Annotated in this window: 15 protein-coding genes; 5 read left to right on the top strand and 10 right to left on the bottom strand. The window is 65.6% G+C overall.

Annotated elements, in window-relative coordinates; genetic code table 11:
• The first annotated feature begins 278 nt into the window (after nt 1–278).
• From L1F06_RS02000 to aguA, 5 genes are all read left to right on the top strand, one after another.
• On the top strand, nt 279–1,658 hold the full coding sequence (locus L1F06_RS02000) for a glutamine synthetase family protein (RefSeq protein WP_004373258.1): 1,380 nt from the start codon (nt 279–281) through the stop codon (nt 1,656–1,658).
• 176 nt (nt 1,659–1,834) lie between these two features.
• Nucleotides 1,835–2,893: a polyamine ABC transporter substrate-binding protein gene (locus L1F06_RS01995; protein ID WP_129481983.1), complete on the top strand. Its 1,059-nt coding sequence runs from the start codon at nt 1,835–1,837 to the stop codon at nt 2,891–2,893.
• Between the two features lie 71 nt (nt 2,894–2,964).
• A complete protein-coding gene (locus L1F06_RS01990; RefSeq protein ID WP_129481984.1) occupies nt 2,965–3,606 on the top strand; it encodes a TetR/AcrR family transcriptional regulator in 642 nt (213 codons plus the stop codon).
• A 262-nt stretch (nt 3,607–3,868) separates the two neighbouring features.
• Nucleotides 3,869–4,753 carry an N-carbamoylputrescine amidase gene (gene aguB, locus L1F06_RS01985; protein ID WP_096827645.1) on the top strand — a complete coding sequence of 295 codons (885 nt, stop codon included), beginning with the start codon at nt 3,869–3,871 and terminating at the stop codon, nt 4,751–4,753.
• Between the two features lie 69 nt (nt 4,754–4,822).
• Nucleotides 4,823–5,929 (top strand): agmatine deiminase, encoded by a 1,107-nt coding sequence (gene aguA / locus L1F06_RS01980; RefSeq protein WP_129481985.1) that lies wholly within the window; start codon nt 4,823–4,825, stop codon nt 5,927–5,929.
• Between the two features lie 78 nt (nt 5,930–6,007).
• On the opposite strand, the gene L1F06_RS01975 is transcribed toward aguA, so the two are convergent.
• From L1F06_RS01975 to L1F06_RS01930, 10 genes are all read right to left on the bottom strand, one after another.
• Nucleotides 6,008–6,196, bottom strand: coding sequence for a YgaP family membrane protein (locus L1F06_RS01975; protein WP_004373268.1), 189 nt, complete (start codon nt 6,194–6,196; stop codon nt 6,008–6,010).
• Nucleotides 6,197–6,210: 14 nt separating this feature from the next.
• Complete coding sequence (locus L1F06_RS01970; RefSeq protein WP_129481986.1) at nt 6,211–6,630, bottom strand: DUF6691 family protein; 420 nt, start codon at nt 6,628–6,630, stop codon at nt 6,211–6,213.
• A 2-nt stretch (nt 6,631–6,632) separates the two neighbouring features.
• Nucleotides 6,633–7,067, bottom strand: a complete 435-nt coding sequence (locus L1F06_RS01965; protein WP_129481987.1) for a YeeE/YedE family protein — start codon at nt 7,065–7,067, stop codon at nt 6,633–6,635.
• Complete coding sequence (locus tag L1F06_RS01960; protein ID WP_129481988.1) at nt 7,064–7,378, bottom strand: ArsR/SmtB family transcription factor; 315 nt, start codon at nt 7,376–7,378, stop codon at nt 7,064–7,066. Before L1F06_RS01960 ends, L1F06_RS01965 begins: the two co-directional genes overlap by 4 nt.
• Before the next feature lie 146 nt (nt 7,379–7,524).
• The gene (gcvH, locus tag L1F06_RS01955; RefSeq protein WP_004373276.1) at nt 7,525–7,914 is read right to left on the bottom strand and encodes a glycine cleavage system protein GcvH; all 390 of its coding nucleotides are present in this window, start codon (nt 7,912–7,914) and stop codon (nt 7,525–7,527) included.
• A 94-nt stretch (nt 7,915–8,008) separates the two neighbouring features.
• On the bottom strand, nt 8,009–9,106 hold the full coding sequence (gene gcvT / locus L1F06_RS01950) for a glycine cleavage system aminomethyltransferase GcvT (protein WP_004373278.1): 1,098 nt from the start codon (nt 9,104–9,106) through the stop codon (nt 8,009–8,011).
• A gap of 309 nt (nt 9,107–9,415) precedes the next feature.
• Nucleotides 9,416–11,032 (bottom strand): ABC transporter permease, encoded by a 1,617-nt coding sequence (locus L1F06_RS01945; RefSeq protein ID WP_011920605.1) that lies wholly within the window; start codon nt 11,030–11,032, stop codon nt 9,416–9,418.
• Nucleotides 11,033–11,187: 155 nt separating this feature from the next.
• Nucleotides 11,188–12,189, bottom strand: coding sequence for an extracellular solute-binding protein (locus L1F06_RS01940; RefSeq protein WP_004373281.1), 1,002 nt, complete (start codon nt 12,187–12,189; stop codon nt 11,188–11,190).
• 107 nt (nt 12,190–12,296) lie between these two features.
• Nucleotides 12,297–12,593, bottom strand: a complete 297-nt coding sequence (locus tag L1F06_RS01935; protein WP_011920604.1) for a YceK/YidQ family lipoprotein — start codon at nt 12,591–12,593, stop codon at nt 12,297–12,299.
• A 39-nt stretch (nt 12,594–12,632) separates the two neighbouring features.
• Nucleotides 12,633–13,850, bottom strand: coding sequence for a 2-octaprenyl-3-methyl-6-methoxy-1,4-benzoquinol hydroxylase (locus L1F06_RS01930; RefSeq protein ID WP_177491066.1), 1,218 nt, complete (start codon nt 13,848–13,850; stop codon nt 12,633–12,635).
• Between the last annotated feature and the right edge of the window lie 47 nt (nt 13,851–13,897).

The following is a 13,897-nucleotide window of genomic DNA, read 5'->3' as shown; positions in this document are numbered from 1 at the left end:
CATGGGACACCCGTATTATTGCTGTTATGGGTTTGAACCGAGCTTAGCCTTGTTCATTTTTTTACACAATAGCTCTGTAAAAAATTGAACACACCCCACTGAGCACCCTGTCGGCATGCGGGAAAAGCGCCTCTGAAAGGCCTTGAAACGCCCCAAAAATGGCCATCATGCCCCACTACAGGGCATCACGAGGGCAGCTTGACAGTAAAGTGCGTTTCGGATTGACTCACACCCATGCAGTCGCATGATTGATATATTTAACAAAAAGGTGTTGCATCATGTCGGTACCCCCGCGTGCCGTTCAGCTTAACGAAGCGAACGCGTTCCTTAAGGAACATCCTGAGGTCCAGTTCGTCGACCTTCTTATTGCAGATATGAATGGTGTGGTGCGCGGCAAGCGCATCGATCGAAACGCCCTTCACAAGGTGTACGAAAAAGGCATCAACCTGCCGGCCTCGCTCTTCGCCCTCGACATCAACGGCTCCACCGTCGAAAGCACCGGCCTCGGCCTGGACATCGGCGACGCCGACCGTATCTGCTTCCCCATCCCCAATACCCTGTGCAACGAACCCTGGCAGAAGCGCCCGACCGCGCAGCTGCTGATGACCATGCACGAGCTGGACGGCACGCCCTTCTTCGCCGACCCGCGCGAGGTATTGCGCCAGGTGGTGCAGAAGTTCGACGAACTGGGCCTGCGTATCTGCGCAGCCTTCGAACTGGAGTTCTACCTGATCGACCAGGAGAACGTGAACGGCCGGCCGCAGCCGCCACGCTCGCCGATTTCCGGCAAGCGCCCGCACTCCACCCAGGTCTACCTGATCGACGACCTCGACGAGTACGTCGACTGCCTGCAGGACATGCTCGAAGCCGCCAAGGAGCAGGACATCCCGGCCGACGCCATCGTCAAGGAAAGCGCCCCGGCGCAGTTCGAGGTCAACCTGCATCACGTCGAGGACGCCATCAAGGCCTGCGACTACGCGCTGCTGCTCAAGCGCCTGATCAAAAACATCGCCTACGACCACGAGATGGACTCCACCTTCATGGCCAAACCCTATCCGGGTCAGGCCGGCAACGGGTTGCACGTGCACATCTCGCTGCTCGACAAGAAGACCGGCAAGAACATCTTCGCCGCCGACAACCCGCTGGAGAACACCTCGCTGCGCCATGCCGTGGGCGGCATTCTCGATACCATGGCGGCGTCGATGGCCTTCCTCTGCCCCAACGTCAACTCCTACCGCCGCTTCGGTGCGCAGTTCTACGTGCCCAACGCGCCGAGCTGGGCGCTGGACAACCGCACCGTGGCCGTGCGCGTGCCGACCGGCAGCCCGGATGCCGTGCGCATCGAACACCGGGTGGCCGGCGCCGATGCCAACCCCTACCTGATGCTGGCGTCGATCCTTGCCGGTATCCACCACGGCCTGACCAACCAGATCGAACCGGGCGAACCGATCGAAGGCAACGCCTACGAGCAGCTCGAGCCCAGCCTGCCGAACAACCTGCGCGATGCCCTGCGCGAGCTGGACGACAGCGAAGTGCTGAACAAGTACATCGATCCCAAGTACATCGACATCTTCGTCGCCTGCAAGGAAGCCGAGCTGCAGGAGTTCGAGACCACCATTTCCGACCTCGAGTACAACTGGTACCTGCATACCGTGTGACACCGAGAAAGCCGGCCGCAGAGCCGGCTTCTTTTTGCCTGCCAACTGCCAACCGACAGCTCTGACGCTTCGCGTCGGGACCAGCGGTTCGCCGCACGGCGACTCCGCTGACGTGAACCAACCTCCGGCGACCGAGGCCGCCGGTTATCGTTGCCTTCATCAACGGGGAGCTATTCATGCAACGCGCTCTTGCCGCCGCCCTGCTCGGCCTGACCTGCGCCCTGGCTCAGGCCGCCGACAGCATCCGGGTCTACAACTGGAACGATTACATCGCGCCGCAGGTGCTGGACGACTTCACCCGCGACACCGGCATCGCGGTCGAGTACCACACCTTCGCCAGCGCCGAAGAGCTGAACGCCGCGTTGCACAGCAGCGAGGCCATCGACGTCGCGGTGCCGTCGCACAACGACCTGCCGGCGCTGATCGCCGACGCGCGCATCCAGCCGCTGGACCTGGCCAGACTGCCCAACCGCCAGCACCTGGACAAACAGCTGCTGAGCAAGCTGGCGGCCGTCGACCCGCAGAACGGCTATGCCGTGCCCTATCTATGGGGCGCGGTAGGCCTGGCGATCAACACCCCTCAGGCCGAAGCCGCCTACGGCGGGGCGCTGCCGGAGAGCTGGAGCCTGCTGTTCGATGCCGAGCAGAGCGCACGCCTGGCCAAGTGCGGCATCAGCGTGCTGGATGCACCGGATGAAACCCTGTCGCTGCTGCTCAACTACCAGGGCCGTAGCCTCGCCCGCAGCGCACCGAGCCGCGTCGAGCGTGCCGGCAGCGTGCTCGAAGCCCTGCGTCCGCACCTGCGCTATGTCGACAGCGAGCGCTACATCGACGACCTCAGCAATGGCCGCCTGTGCCTGGCCATGGCCTGGGTCGGCGACGCCCTGGCCGCTGCTCAGGCCGGCCAGCCGGTCAGCTTCGTGGTGCCGCAGGAAGGCTCGGTGCTGTTCATCGACAACCTGGTGATTCCCGCCAGCGCCGCGCGCCCGGACCTCGCCCACCGCTTCATCGACTACCTGATGCAACCGCAGGTGATCGCCCGGATCACCGCCGAAACGCTCTACCCCAACGGCAATGCCGACTCCGTGCAGTTCATCGACAGCGCCCTGCTGCAGCAACCGGGCCTCTATCCGGATCAGGACACCAAACGCCGTCTGTATCCGCTGGAGGTACTCTCGGAAAAGCACGCCCAGGTACGCAGCCAGGTCTGGCAACGCTTCCGTGACGGCAGCTGATGGTTCGGCGAGGCTTGCCTCGCCCACTGCGCCTGACGTCCAATAGCGCCTCGCCCACCGAGGAGCCCGTCATGTCGCGCCCCGCCAGCCCCCGCAAACCGCGCGCCAGCAGCCAGGCACGGATCGCCCAGATTCTCGCCGCCGCCCGCGAACTGCTGGCCGAACAGGGCATGGCCAACCTGTCGATCTACACCGTGGCCGAGCACGCGGGCATTCCGCCGTCGTCGGTCTATCACTTCTTCGCCAGCGTGCCGGCCCTGCTCGAAGGGCTGACCAGCGACGTGCACGCGGCCTTTCGCGCCTGCCTGCTGGAGCCCGTGGATCACAGCGGCCTGCAAAGCTGGCATGACCTGTCACGCATCGTCGAGCAGCGCATGCTGGCGGTTTACGCCGCGGATGCCGCCGCGCGCCAGCTGATCCTGGCCCAGCATGGCCTGGCCGAGGTGACCCAGGCCGATCACCAGCACGACATCGAACTGAGCCGCCTGATGCAGGCGCTGTTCGACCGCCACTTCCCCCTGCCACAACTGCCGGTGGATATCGACGTGTTTGCCCTGGCTATGGAGCTGGGCGATCGGGTCTACGCCCGCTCGGTGCAGTTGCACGGCGAAATCACCCCGCGCCTGGCCGAGGAAGGCATGCGCGTGTTCGATGCCTATCTGGGCCTCTACCTGCCGGCCGCCCTGCCGAAACGAGCCACGCCGCTTACGTAGGGTGCGCCGAGCGCACCAATCTCCCCGATGTCGGAACGTCTGCGATTACGCACGGCCCAGCGCGTGCCTCCTTACGACTCACGCCCGGATTTTTATCCGATAAAAATCTGAATATTTCCCTCATTACGCCTTTCCAGTCTTTTAAATCCGATTTTTATCGGATATAAATCGACTAACCTGCCCTGGTCGATCCACCCGCCACGGCCCCGTCACAGGTCGCCGACTGCCTCGGACGACCGCTTTCCCGCCTACGAGGTGCTTTATGTCCCGTATCGTTACCGTCGCTGCGACCCAGATGGCCTGCTCCTGGGATACCGCCGCGAACATCGCCAACGCCGAACGGCTGGTACGCCAGGCAGCCGCCCAGGGCGCGCAGATCATCCTGATTCAGGAGCTGTTCGAGACGCCCTACTTCTGCCAAAAGCCCAACGCGGACTTCACCCAGCTGGCCACCACGGCGGAGGAGAACCCGGCGATCCTGCACTTTCGCAAAGTCGCCGCCGAGCTGAAGGTGGTACTGCCGATCAGCTTCTTCGAACGCGCCGGGCGCGCCCGTTTCAACAGCATCGCCATCATCGATGCCGACGGCAGCAACCTCGGGATTTATCGGAAAAGCCATATCCCCGACGGCCCCGGCTACCACGAGAAGTATTACTTCAATCCCGGCGATACCGGCTTCAAGGTCTGGGATACCGCCTACGCCAGGATCGGTGTCGGCATCTGCTGGGATCAGTGGTTCCCCGAATGCGCGCGCAGCATGGCGCTGATGGGCGCGGAGATCCTCTTCTACCCCACCGCCATCGGCAGCGAGCCGCATGACCCGACCATCAGCTCGCGCGACCACTGGCAGCGCGTGCAGCAGGGCCACGCTGGCGCCAACCTGATGCCGCTGGTGGCCAGCAACCGCATCGGCCGCGAAGAACAGGACGGTTACGACATCACCTTCTACGGCAGCTCGTTCATCGCCAACCAGTTCGGTGAGAAGGTCGAGGAGCTGGGCCAGCGCGAGGAAGGCGTGCTGGTGCACCGCTTCGATCTGACCGCGCTGGAGAAGGTGCGCACCGCCTGGGGTGTGTTCCGCGACCGCCGGCCGAACCTATACTGGCCACTCTCCACGCTCGATGGTGAAACTCCGTCGACCCCGTAGGTGCGCTGTGCGCACCTAGCCCTCCAGACACTTTGCCGGTGCGCATGGCGCACCCTACGGAACCGAGACATGACCACCCTGACTACCACCCCACGCGCCGATGGTTTCCATATGCCCGCTGAGTGGGCACCGCACAGCCAGACCTGGATGGTCTGGCCGGAGCGCCCGGACAACTGGCGCAACGGCGGCAAGCCGGCGCAGGCGGCCTTCACCGCCGTGGCCAAGGCCATCGCCCAGTTCGAGCCGGTGACCGTCTGCGTCTCCGCCGCGCAGTACGAAAACGCCCGTGCCCGCCTGGACGACGACAACATCCGCCTGGTGGAAATCACCACCGACGATGCCTGGGTGCGGGACACCGGCCCGACCTTCGTGATCAACGGCCGCGGCGACGTGCGCGGCGTGGATTGGACCTTCAACGCCTGGGGCGGCTTCGACGGCGGCCTGTACTGGCCGTGGCAGCGCGACGATCAGGTGGCGCGCAAGATCCTCGAGATCGAAGGCTGCAAGCGCTATCGCACCGAGGGTTTCGTCCTCGAAGGCGGCTCGATCCACGTCGACGGCGAAGGCACCCTGATCACCACCGAAGAATGCCTGCTGAACAGGAACCGCAACCCGCACCTGTCGCGTGAAGAAATCGAGGCCGTGCTGCGCGAGCACCTGGCCATCGACACGGTGATCTGGCTGCCCGACGGCCTGTACAACGACGAGACAGACGGCCACGTCGACAACTTCTGCTGTTACGTGCGCCCGGGCGAGGTGCTGCTGGCCTGGACCGACGATCAGAACGATCCCAACTACCCGCGCTGCCAGGCCGCCATGCGCGTGCTGGAGAGCGTGCGTGATGCCAAGGGTCGCCAGCTGATCGTGCACAAGATGCCGATCCCCGGCCCGATCCACGCCAGCGAAGAGGAATGCGCCGGCGTCGACGCCGCCGAAGGCAGCCAGGAGCGTAGCCCTGCGGTGCGCCTGGCCGGCTCCTACGTCAACTTCCTGATCGTCAACGGCGGCATCGTCGCGCCGAGCTTCGATGATCCGAAGGACGCAGAGGCCCGTGCCATCCTGGAACAGGTCTTCCCGGAGCATCGCGTGGTGATGGTGCCCGGCCGCGAGATCCTCCTGGGCGGCGGCAATATCCACTGCATCACCCAGCAGCAGCCAGCCCCGCAGGGTGCCTGACGGCTCCTCACCGCAGCAGCATGAAAACGCTCGGCAGATGCCGGGCGTTTTTCGTTCAGCTGCATCGAGGCACAGGCTTCATTTCACTTTGCAGGTGTTGATGCCCAGCAAGGGATAGGCCGGGCAGAAACGAAAGACTCCGGTCGCCAGCGGCACCACGCCAATCCAGCCCCACAGACCGATCACGCCGGCCAGGCTGAGAGCGATGAGGATCAGACCCGCGGCGATGCGCAGGCTACGGTCGAGCGTTCCAACATTGGCTTTCATCGAGGTTCTCCAGGTCAACGCCCGCGCCAGCCTTCCAGCGCGGTAAAGATCAGCATGCCGGCGAGCATCGCGGCAACGAACAACAGTGCCTGCCAGTGACCGGTCAGCAGGATGGTCAGCGCCGGCCCCGGACAGATGCCGGCGATGCCCCAGCCAACCCCGAACAGCAGGCTGCCAGTGATCAGCCGGGCGTCCAGATCGCGCCGCGTCGGCAGTTGCATGGCGCCGCCCAGCAAGGCTCTGGCGCGCCGCGGTGCCAGGTTCAGCGGCAGCGCCGCGACACCGACGGCTCCCGCCATCACCAGCGCCAGCGACGGGTCCCAGTCGCCGGCCAGATCGAGAAAGGCCAGCACCTTGGCCGGATCGGCCATGCCCGCCAGCAGCAGCCCGAGACCGAACAGCACACCGCAGGCCAATGCACTGAGTCTGGCCATGTTCAGCCCCTCAGCAGATGACGCAGGACAAAGACCGTGGCGAAACCCGCGGCCATGAAGCACAGGGTGGCCACCAGCGAGCGCGGCGACAGGCGCGAGACGCCGCACACGCCATGGCCACTGGTGCAGCCGGAGCCGTAGCGCGTGCCAATGCCCACCAGCAGGCCGGCGGCGATCAAGCCGAGGCTGCCGGTGCCGAAGTGAACCGGCGGCAACGCGGCGAACGTCGCCCAGAGCAGCGGCGCCAGCAACAGGCCAAGCAAAAAGGCCATCTTTTCGCCACGCCCTTCGCCCTGGGGCTGCAGCAGGCTGCCGAGCAGGCCGCTGATACCGGCCACGCGACCATTGACCAGGGCGAACAGCGCGGCCGCCAGGCCAATCAGGGCGCCGCCGGCCAGGGCACTCCAGGGCGTGAAGGCAGCCCAGTCGATGCTCATTGCCGGCCCTCGCAGAACAGCCGGTAGAGCGTCTCGATCACCGCCAGCGCCGCCGGGCTGCTGATGCGATAGAAGATCTGCTTGCCGTCGCGGCGGGTTTCCACCAGTCCTTCGCGGCGCAGCACCGCGAGTTGTTGCGACAGCGTCGGCTGTTGAATGCCGAGCAGCGTCTCCAGCTCGCTGACATTGCGCTCGTCCTGCGACAGCTGGCACAGCAACAACAGGCGATCCGGATTGGCCAGCGCCTTGAGCAGCTGCCCGGCAGCATCGGCATTGGCGCGCAACTGCTGGATATCGATGGGCTCGTCCATGCAACACCTTCACTCAATACAATATGTATTTTTATATATTGTATTTTGACTAAATGATATCCCCGGCGACCAACGGTCGCAGGCCGGGACGAAACCCCAGGCAACAAAAAACCCGCCGAAGCGGGTTCCTTGCAGATCGATGCGAATCAGGCGTCGGCGTCGGCGGCGGCCTGGTAGGCGCCGGCGTCGAGCAACTTGTCCAGCTCGCTGGCATCGCTCGGCTTGAGCTTGAAGAACCAGCTGCCGTACGGGTCGCTGTTGACGCTCTCGGGGCTGTCGACCAGCGCCTCGTTGATCGCGATCACTTCGCCGCCCACCGGCGCGTAGATGTCGGAGGCAGCCTTGACCGACTCCACCACCCCGGCTTCCTGGCCGGCGTCCAGCTGCTTGCCGACTTCCGGCAGTTCGATGAACACCACGTCGCCGAGGGCTTCCTGGGCGTGGTCGGAAATGCCCACGGTCACGCTGCCGTCGGCCTCCAGGCGCGCCCACTCGTGGCTGGCGGCGTAACGCAGATCGGCGGGGATATTGCTCATGTTCGATTCCTCGTAAACGGTGACGGCAAGTGGGCCGTCAGGACAATTTAGCAGGCCGTGGCGCCAGGGAAAGCCGACGCCGCGACCTGATGATTCAGATAAGGGTTTTGCCGTTGCGCACGAAGCTCGGCCTGACCACTCGCACCGGGTACCACTTGCCGCGGATCTCCACCTCGGCGCGTTCGCCGGTGGCCGTCGGTACGCGAGCCAGGGCGATGGATTTGTTCAGCGTCGGCGAGAAGCTGCCGCTGGTGATTTCACCCTCGCCGATGCCCTCGACACGCACCACCTGATGCGCGCGCAGCACGCCGCGCTCTTCCAGCACCAGGCCGACCAGCTTGCTCGGGCAACCCGCCGCGCGCTGCGCTTCGAGTGCAGCACGGCCGATGAAGGCGCGCGCGGCCGGCTCCCAGGCGATGGTCCAGGCCATGTTGGCCGCCAGCGGCGAAACGCTTTCATCCATGTCCTGGCCGTAGAGATTCATGCCGGCCTCCAGGCGCAGGGTGTCGCGCGCACCGAGGCCGATGGGCGCAATACCGGCGCCGACCAGCTCGTTGAGCAGCGGCACCACCTCGGCCACCGGCAGCACGATTTCCAGACCATCCTCACCGGTGTAGCCGGTGCGCGCGATGAACCAGTCGCCTTCGGCCAGCCCCTGGAACGGCCGCAGCTCGTGGATCAGCGCAGCGCGCGCCTGGGTCAGCAGTTCGGCCACGCGCGCGCGGGCCTTGGGTCCCTGGATGGCGAGCATGGCCAGGTCGCGGCGCTCGCGCAGTTGCACGTCGAAGTCGCCGGCCTGGGCATGCATCCACGCCAGGTCCTTGTCGCGGGTACCGGCATTGACCACCAGACGGTAACTCTGCTCCTGGGCAGAAGAGCCGGTGAGGTAGACGATCAGGTCATCGATCACCCCGCCCTGCTCGTTGAGCATGGCGCTGTACAGGGCCTTGCCGGCGCTGTCCAGGCGCGCCACGTCGTTGGCCAGCAGGCGCTGCAGGAAGGCCTGGGCCTGGCTGCCGGTCACGTCCACCACGCACATGTGGGAGACGTCGAACACGCCGCACTCGCGACGCACCTGATGGTGTTCCTCCACCTGCGATCCGTAGTGCAGCGGCATGTCCCAGCCGCCGAAATCCACCATTTTGGCCCCCAGTGCCAGGTGCAGGTCATAAAGGGGGGTACGCTGTCCCATGGGTGTCTCCTTCCGGGCTTGGCGAAGCGATTCAGACCCCTAGAAGCTATCTGCGTTGCCATTGCTGCGTTACAGCCAGACTCGAAATGCTCATGTGCAGGAGCACACTGCGCTTTCTTGCCTGTCTGCGCCTTGCACTGGCGGCCTCGGCTCGAGCATCCTGCTTCGCTCTATCTCCTGCATCCATGCAGGCGTCGGCAACTTCTAGATGAATCTTGCCGGGTCACCCGGCTCGCGAATGGCGCGCATTGTAGCCGCAAGGTCGGCGGGGGTCATCTGACCAAAGGTCGCCCCCGACAGGGGCCGCCTTCAGCCGATGCCGCGCGCCGAACGACGGATCAGCAGGATCACCGGCAACAGACCGACCAGCACCAGGGTCAGCGCCGGCAGCGAGGCGCGCGCCCACTCGCCTTCGCTGGTCATCTCGAACACCCGCACCGACAGGGTGTCCCAGCCGAAGGGACGCATCAGCAGGGTGGCCGGCATTTCCTTGAGCACGTCGACGAACACCAGCAGCGCGGCCGACAAGGTGCCCGGCAGCAGCAGCGGCAGATAGACCTTGAAGAACAGACCGATGCCGCCCACCCCCAGGCTGCGAGAGGCCTCCGGCAGCGACGGGCGGATGCGCGCCAGGCTGGTTTCCAGCGGCCCGAAGGCCACCGCCATGAAGCGGATCAGATAGGCCAGCAGCAGCGCCGTCAGGCTGCCCAGCAGCAAGGGCTTGCCGGCACCACCCAGTGCCGAGGACAGCGGAATGACCAGCTCGCGGTCGAGAAAGCTGAACGCCAGCATGATCGCCACCGCCAGCACCGAACCCGGCAGCGCATAACCGAGGTTGCCCAGGGCGACGCCAAGGCGCACGCCGCGCGTCGGCGCCTGGCGTCTGGCGAACGCCAGCAGCATGGCCACGCTGACCGTGATCAGCGCGGCCATGCCACCCAGGTACAGGGTGTGCAGGATCAGCCCGGCATAACGCTCGTCGAGGTCGAAGCGGCCGCGCTGCCAGAACCACAGCAGCAGCTGCAGCACGGGGATCAGGAAGGCACAGGCGAACACCAGGCCGCACCAGGCGCTGGCGGCGAAGGCCTTCCAGCCGTGCAGGTGGTACAGCGCCTTGCCGCGCGGGCGCTCGTTGGCCGGACGTGCGGCGCCACGGGCACGGCGCTCGCCATAGAGCACCAGCGCCACCGCGAGCAGCAGCAGGCTGGCCAGCTGGGTCGCGCTGGTCAGGCTGTAGAAGCTGTACCAGGTCTTGTAGATGGCGGTGGTGAAGGTGTCGAAGTTGAACACCGCCACCGCGCCGAAATCGGCGAGGGTTTCCATGATCGCCAGGGCCAGGCCGGCACCGATGGCCGGGCGCGCCATCGGCAGCGCCACGCGCCAGAAGGCCTGCCAGGGACTTTGCCCGAGCACCCGCGCCGCTTCCATCAGCCCCTTGCCCTGGGCCAGGAAGGCGCCGCGGGCGAGCAGGTAGACATAGGGGTAGAACACCAGCACCAGCACGATGATGACGCCGCCGGTGGAACGCACCCGCGGCAGGCGAAAGTCGCTGCCGAGCCATTCGCGCAGCAGCGTCTGCACCGGCCCGGCGAAATCCAGCAGACCGACGAAGACGAACGCCAGCACGTAGGCGGGAATGGCGAAGGGCAGCATCAGCGCCCAGTCCAGCCAGCGCCGCCCGGGAAACTCGCAGAGGCTGGTGAGCCAGGCCAGGCTGACGCCCAGCAGCGTCACCCCGACACCGACGCCGAGCACCAGGGTCAGGGTATTGCCGATCAGACGCGCCATCTGCGTCTGCCACAGGTGCGTCCAGATCTTCGCATCCACCTCGTGCCAGCTCAGCAGCAATACCGACAGCGGCATCAGCACCAGCAGGGCGATGGCGAACACGATGGGATACCAGCGACGCTGGACGGGATGCGGCACGCGGATTCCTCGACGGCGAAAAGGACGACGCCCCGGCTAGCGGGGCGTCGCAGTATAACGGCAGCACGGCGGATCGCCGAAGGCCTGCCGCCAAGCCATAGGATCTGGCGAGTCAGGGCCCGTGCAGGGCCGACACGCAGCAGATCGTTACGGACTTATTGCCAGCCGGCGCGATCCATCAGCATGGTCGCTTCGGCCTGGCGGGTGCCGGCCACTTCGGTGGCGATGGAATCGGCCTTGAAGCTGCCCCAGGCAGCCACTTCATCCGACGGCGCGACCGCCGGGTTGGCCGGGAACTCCTGGTTGACGCCGGCGAAGATGGTCTGCGCTTCCGGGGTGGTCATCCACTCCAGCAGCTTGCGCGCCTGCTCGGCATGCGGCGCGTGCTTGGTCACGCCGGCACCGGCCAGGTTGACGTGCACGCCGCGGTCGTTCTGGTTCGGCCAGTAGGGTTTGACCTTGAGGCTCGGCTGCTGCTTGTGCAGGCGACCGTAGTAGTAGGTGTTGGCGATGCCGACGTCGCACTGGCCGGCGTCGATGGCCTGCAGCAGCGCGGTATCGTCCGGGAACACGTCGGTAGCCAGGTTGTTCACCCAGCCCTTGACGATCTCTTCGGTCTTCTCGGCGCCGTGGGTCTCGATCAGGGTCGCGGTCAGCGACTGGTTGTAGACCTTCTTGCTGGTGCGCAGGCACAGACGGCCTTCCCAGTTCTTGTCGGCCAGGGCTTCGTAGGTGGACAGCTCTTCCGGCTTGACCCGCTCGGTGGAGTAGAAGATGGTCCGCGCACGCAGCGACAGGCCGGTCCAGCTGTCGGTGCTGGAGCGATACTGGGCCGGGATGTTGGCGCTGATGACATCGGACTTGGTCGGCTGCAGCACGCCTTCCTGCTCGGCCTGCCAGAGGTTGCCGGCGTCGACGGTGATCAGCATGTCGGCCGGGGTGTTGGCACCTTCGGCCTTGAGGCGGGCAATCAGCGGCGCTTCCTTGTCGGTGATGAACTTGACCTTGACGCCGGTCTTCTCGGTGTAGAGATCGAATACCGGCTTGATCAGCTCGTCGATCCGGGCGGAGTAGACGACTACTTCGTCAGCAGCCTGAACGGCAGTAGCCAGGGTGCTGAGGGTGAATGCAGCGAGAAGCGCGTTGCGAGCCTTCATGGGACCAGCCTCTTGTGAGTGAGCAAAGTGGCTGAATAGTAGTGAATGTTATTTACCTTCTCAACGTAAATAGCGAGACAAAACTCCATAGTTATTACGGCGTATTTTCACTCGCGAGCGGCCAGCAGGTCGGCGGGCAGAAGCAGGGTATCGATCACCGCGTCCACTGGCAGCGACACCACGACCAGAAGTGGACAGACGATGCTGATCAGGCACATGACGGGCCCGGCATTCCCGCTACCGCTGGGGCCAGGACGCAATCCCAGCAGATGGAGATCGCCATTGACGCTCTTGTAGGTTTCCACCGGCATCGGCTCTGCGGTGCCGCCGCGACCGGCCATGGTGCCGCAGCCCGCAGACAGTGAAAGTGCCGCCACCAGCAGGCATTGCAGTAGGTGCTTCATTGCACGCTCCTCGGTCATCCGTGACAGGTAAAGTGGTGGTCAGGCCTTCGCCAGCTCCGGCAGGTCGCCCGACAGCCCCAGCGCCTGACGCACGAACAGCGCCTTGGCCTCGGCCTGGCCGTCGACCAGATCGAGACCGACGTTGCGCAGCAGGCGCAGGGGCAGCGGGTCGGCCTGGAACAGGCGCTGGAAGCCCTCCATCGCCGCCATCATCGCCAGGTTGTGCGGCATGCGCCGACGTTCGAAGCGGCTCAGCACACGTTCCTCGGCGAGATTCTCGCCGCGCGCCGCGGCATGCAGCAGCACCTCGGCGAGCACCGCGGCATCGAGGAAACCGAGGTTGACCCCCTGCCCCGCCAGCGGGTGGATGGTGTGCGCGGCGTCGCCGATCAACGCCAGCCCCGGCTCGACGTAGCGCTTGGCATGACGCTGGCGCAGCGGAATGCACAGGCGGCGGTCGGCGTGCAGCACCTTCCCGAGGCGGTTCTCGAAGGCCCTGCCCAGCTCAGCGCAGAAGGCCTCGTCACCAAGCGCCATCAGCCGCTCGGCCTCGACCGGCACGGTGGACCAGACGATCGAGCACCAGTGTTCCCCAGCCGACCCCGCCAGCGGCAGGAAGGCCAGCGGGCCATCGTCGGTGAAACGCTGCCAGGCGGTGGCCTGGTGCGGGCGCTCGCAGCGCACGCTGGTGACGATGGCGTGGTGCAGGTAATCCCACTCGCGCGTGGCGCAGCCGGCCAGACGCCGTACCGCCGAGTTGCCGCCATCGGCCGCCACCAGCAGCGGCGCGCGCAGCTGACGGCCACCTTCGAGAGTCAGCAGCCAGTCATCGCCGGAGCGGCGCAGCTGCTCCAGGCGTGCCCCCGGCAGCAGGCCGATCTGGCTGTCGTGCAGGCGTTCGAGCAGGGCGTCCTGCACCACTCGGTTCTCGACGATATGACCCAGCGTCTCGGCATGCACGCTGGCCGCGGCGAAATGAATGCTGCCGGTGCCCGAGCCATCCCACACGCGCATCTCGCCGTAGGGACAGGCGCGCCGTGCGCTGATGCCCGGCCAGACGCCGAGGCGCTCGAGAATGCGCTGGCTGGCCATGGACAGGGCGCTGACGCGTGGCTCGAACGGCGCCTGCGCAGCGAACGGCGATACGCTGAGCGGGCTGCCGTCGACGATCAGGATATCCAGGCCGCTGTGTTCCAGCGCCAGGGCCAGGGTGCTGCCGACCATACCGGCACCGACGATGATCAGATCCGCGCGCATATCCATTTTCTCAATCCATAGGGTGCGCCGTGCGCACCATTCTCGAA

It is taken from the genome of Pseudomonas hydrolytica, assembly GCF_021495345.1.
GTDB lineage: Bacteria > Pseudomonadota > Gammaproteobacteria > Pseudomonadales > Pseudomonadaceae > Aquipseudomonas > Aquipseudomonas hydrolytica.
This window is presented reverse-complemented; position numbering and strand designations above follow the sequence as displayed.

Bases quoted from the DNA above. Each gene is read 5' to 3' on its own strand.
- L1F06_RS02000 (WP_004373258.1), top strand. From the start codon at position 279: ATGTCGGTACCCCCGCGTGCCGTTCAGCTTAACGAAGCGAACGCGTTC.
- L1F06_RS01995 (WP_129481983.1), top strand. From the start codon at position 1,835: ATGCAACGCGCTCTTGCCGCCGCCCTGCTCGGCCTGACCTGCGCCCTG.
- L1F06_RS01990 (WP_129481984.1), top strand. From the start codon at position 2,965: ATGTCGCGCCCCGCCAGCCCCCGCAAACCGCGCGCCAGCAGCCAGGCA.
- aguB (WP_096827645.1), top strand. From the start codon at position 3,869: ATGTCCCGTATCGTTACCGTCGCTGCGACCCAGATGGCCTGCTCCTGG.
- aguA (WP_129481985.1), top strand. From the start codon at position 4,823: ATGACCACCCTGACTACCACCCCACGCGCCGATGGTTTCCATATGCCC.
- L1F06_RS01975 (WP_004373268.1), bottom strand. From the start codon at position 6,196: ATGAAAGCCAATGTTGGAACGCTCGACCGTAGCCTGCGCATCGCCGCG.
- L1F06_RS01970 (WP_129481986.1), bottom strand. From the start codon at position 6,630: ATGGCCAGACTCAGTGCATTGGCCTGCGGTGTGCTGTTCGGTCTCGGG.
- L1F06_RS01965 (WP_129481987.1), bottom strand. From the start codon at position 7,067: ATGAGCATCGACTGGGCTGCCTTCACGCCCTGGAGTGCCCTGGCCGGC.
- L1F06_RS01960 (WP_129481988.1), bottom strand. From the start codon at position 7,378: ATGGACGAGCCCATCGATATCCAGCAGTTGCGCGCCAATGCCGATGCT.
- gcvH (WP_004373276.1), bottom strand. From the start codon at position 7,914: ATGAGCAATATCCCCGCCGATCTGCGTTACGCCGCCAGCCACGAGTGG.
- gcvT (WP_004373278.1), bottom strand. From the start codon at position 9,106: ATGGGACAGCGTACCCCCCTTTATGACCTGCACCTGGCACTGGGGGCC.
- L1F06_RS01940 (WP_004373281.1), bottom strand. From the start codon at position 12,189: ATGAAGGCTCGCAACGCGCTTCTCGCTGCATTCACCCTCAGCACCCTG.
- L1F06_RS01935 (WP_011920604.1), bottom strand. From the start codon at position 12,593: ATGAAGCACCTACTGCAATGCCTGCTGGTGGCGGCACTTTCACTGTCT.
- L1F06_RS01930 (WP_177491066.1), bottom strand. From the start codon at position 13,850: ATGCGCGCGGATCTGATCATCGTCGGTGCCGGTATGGTCGGCAGCACC.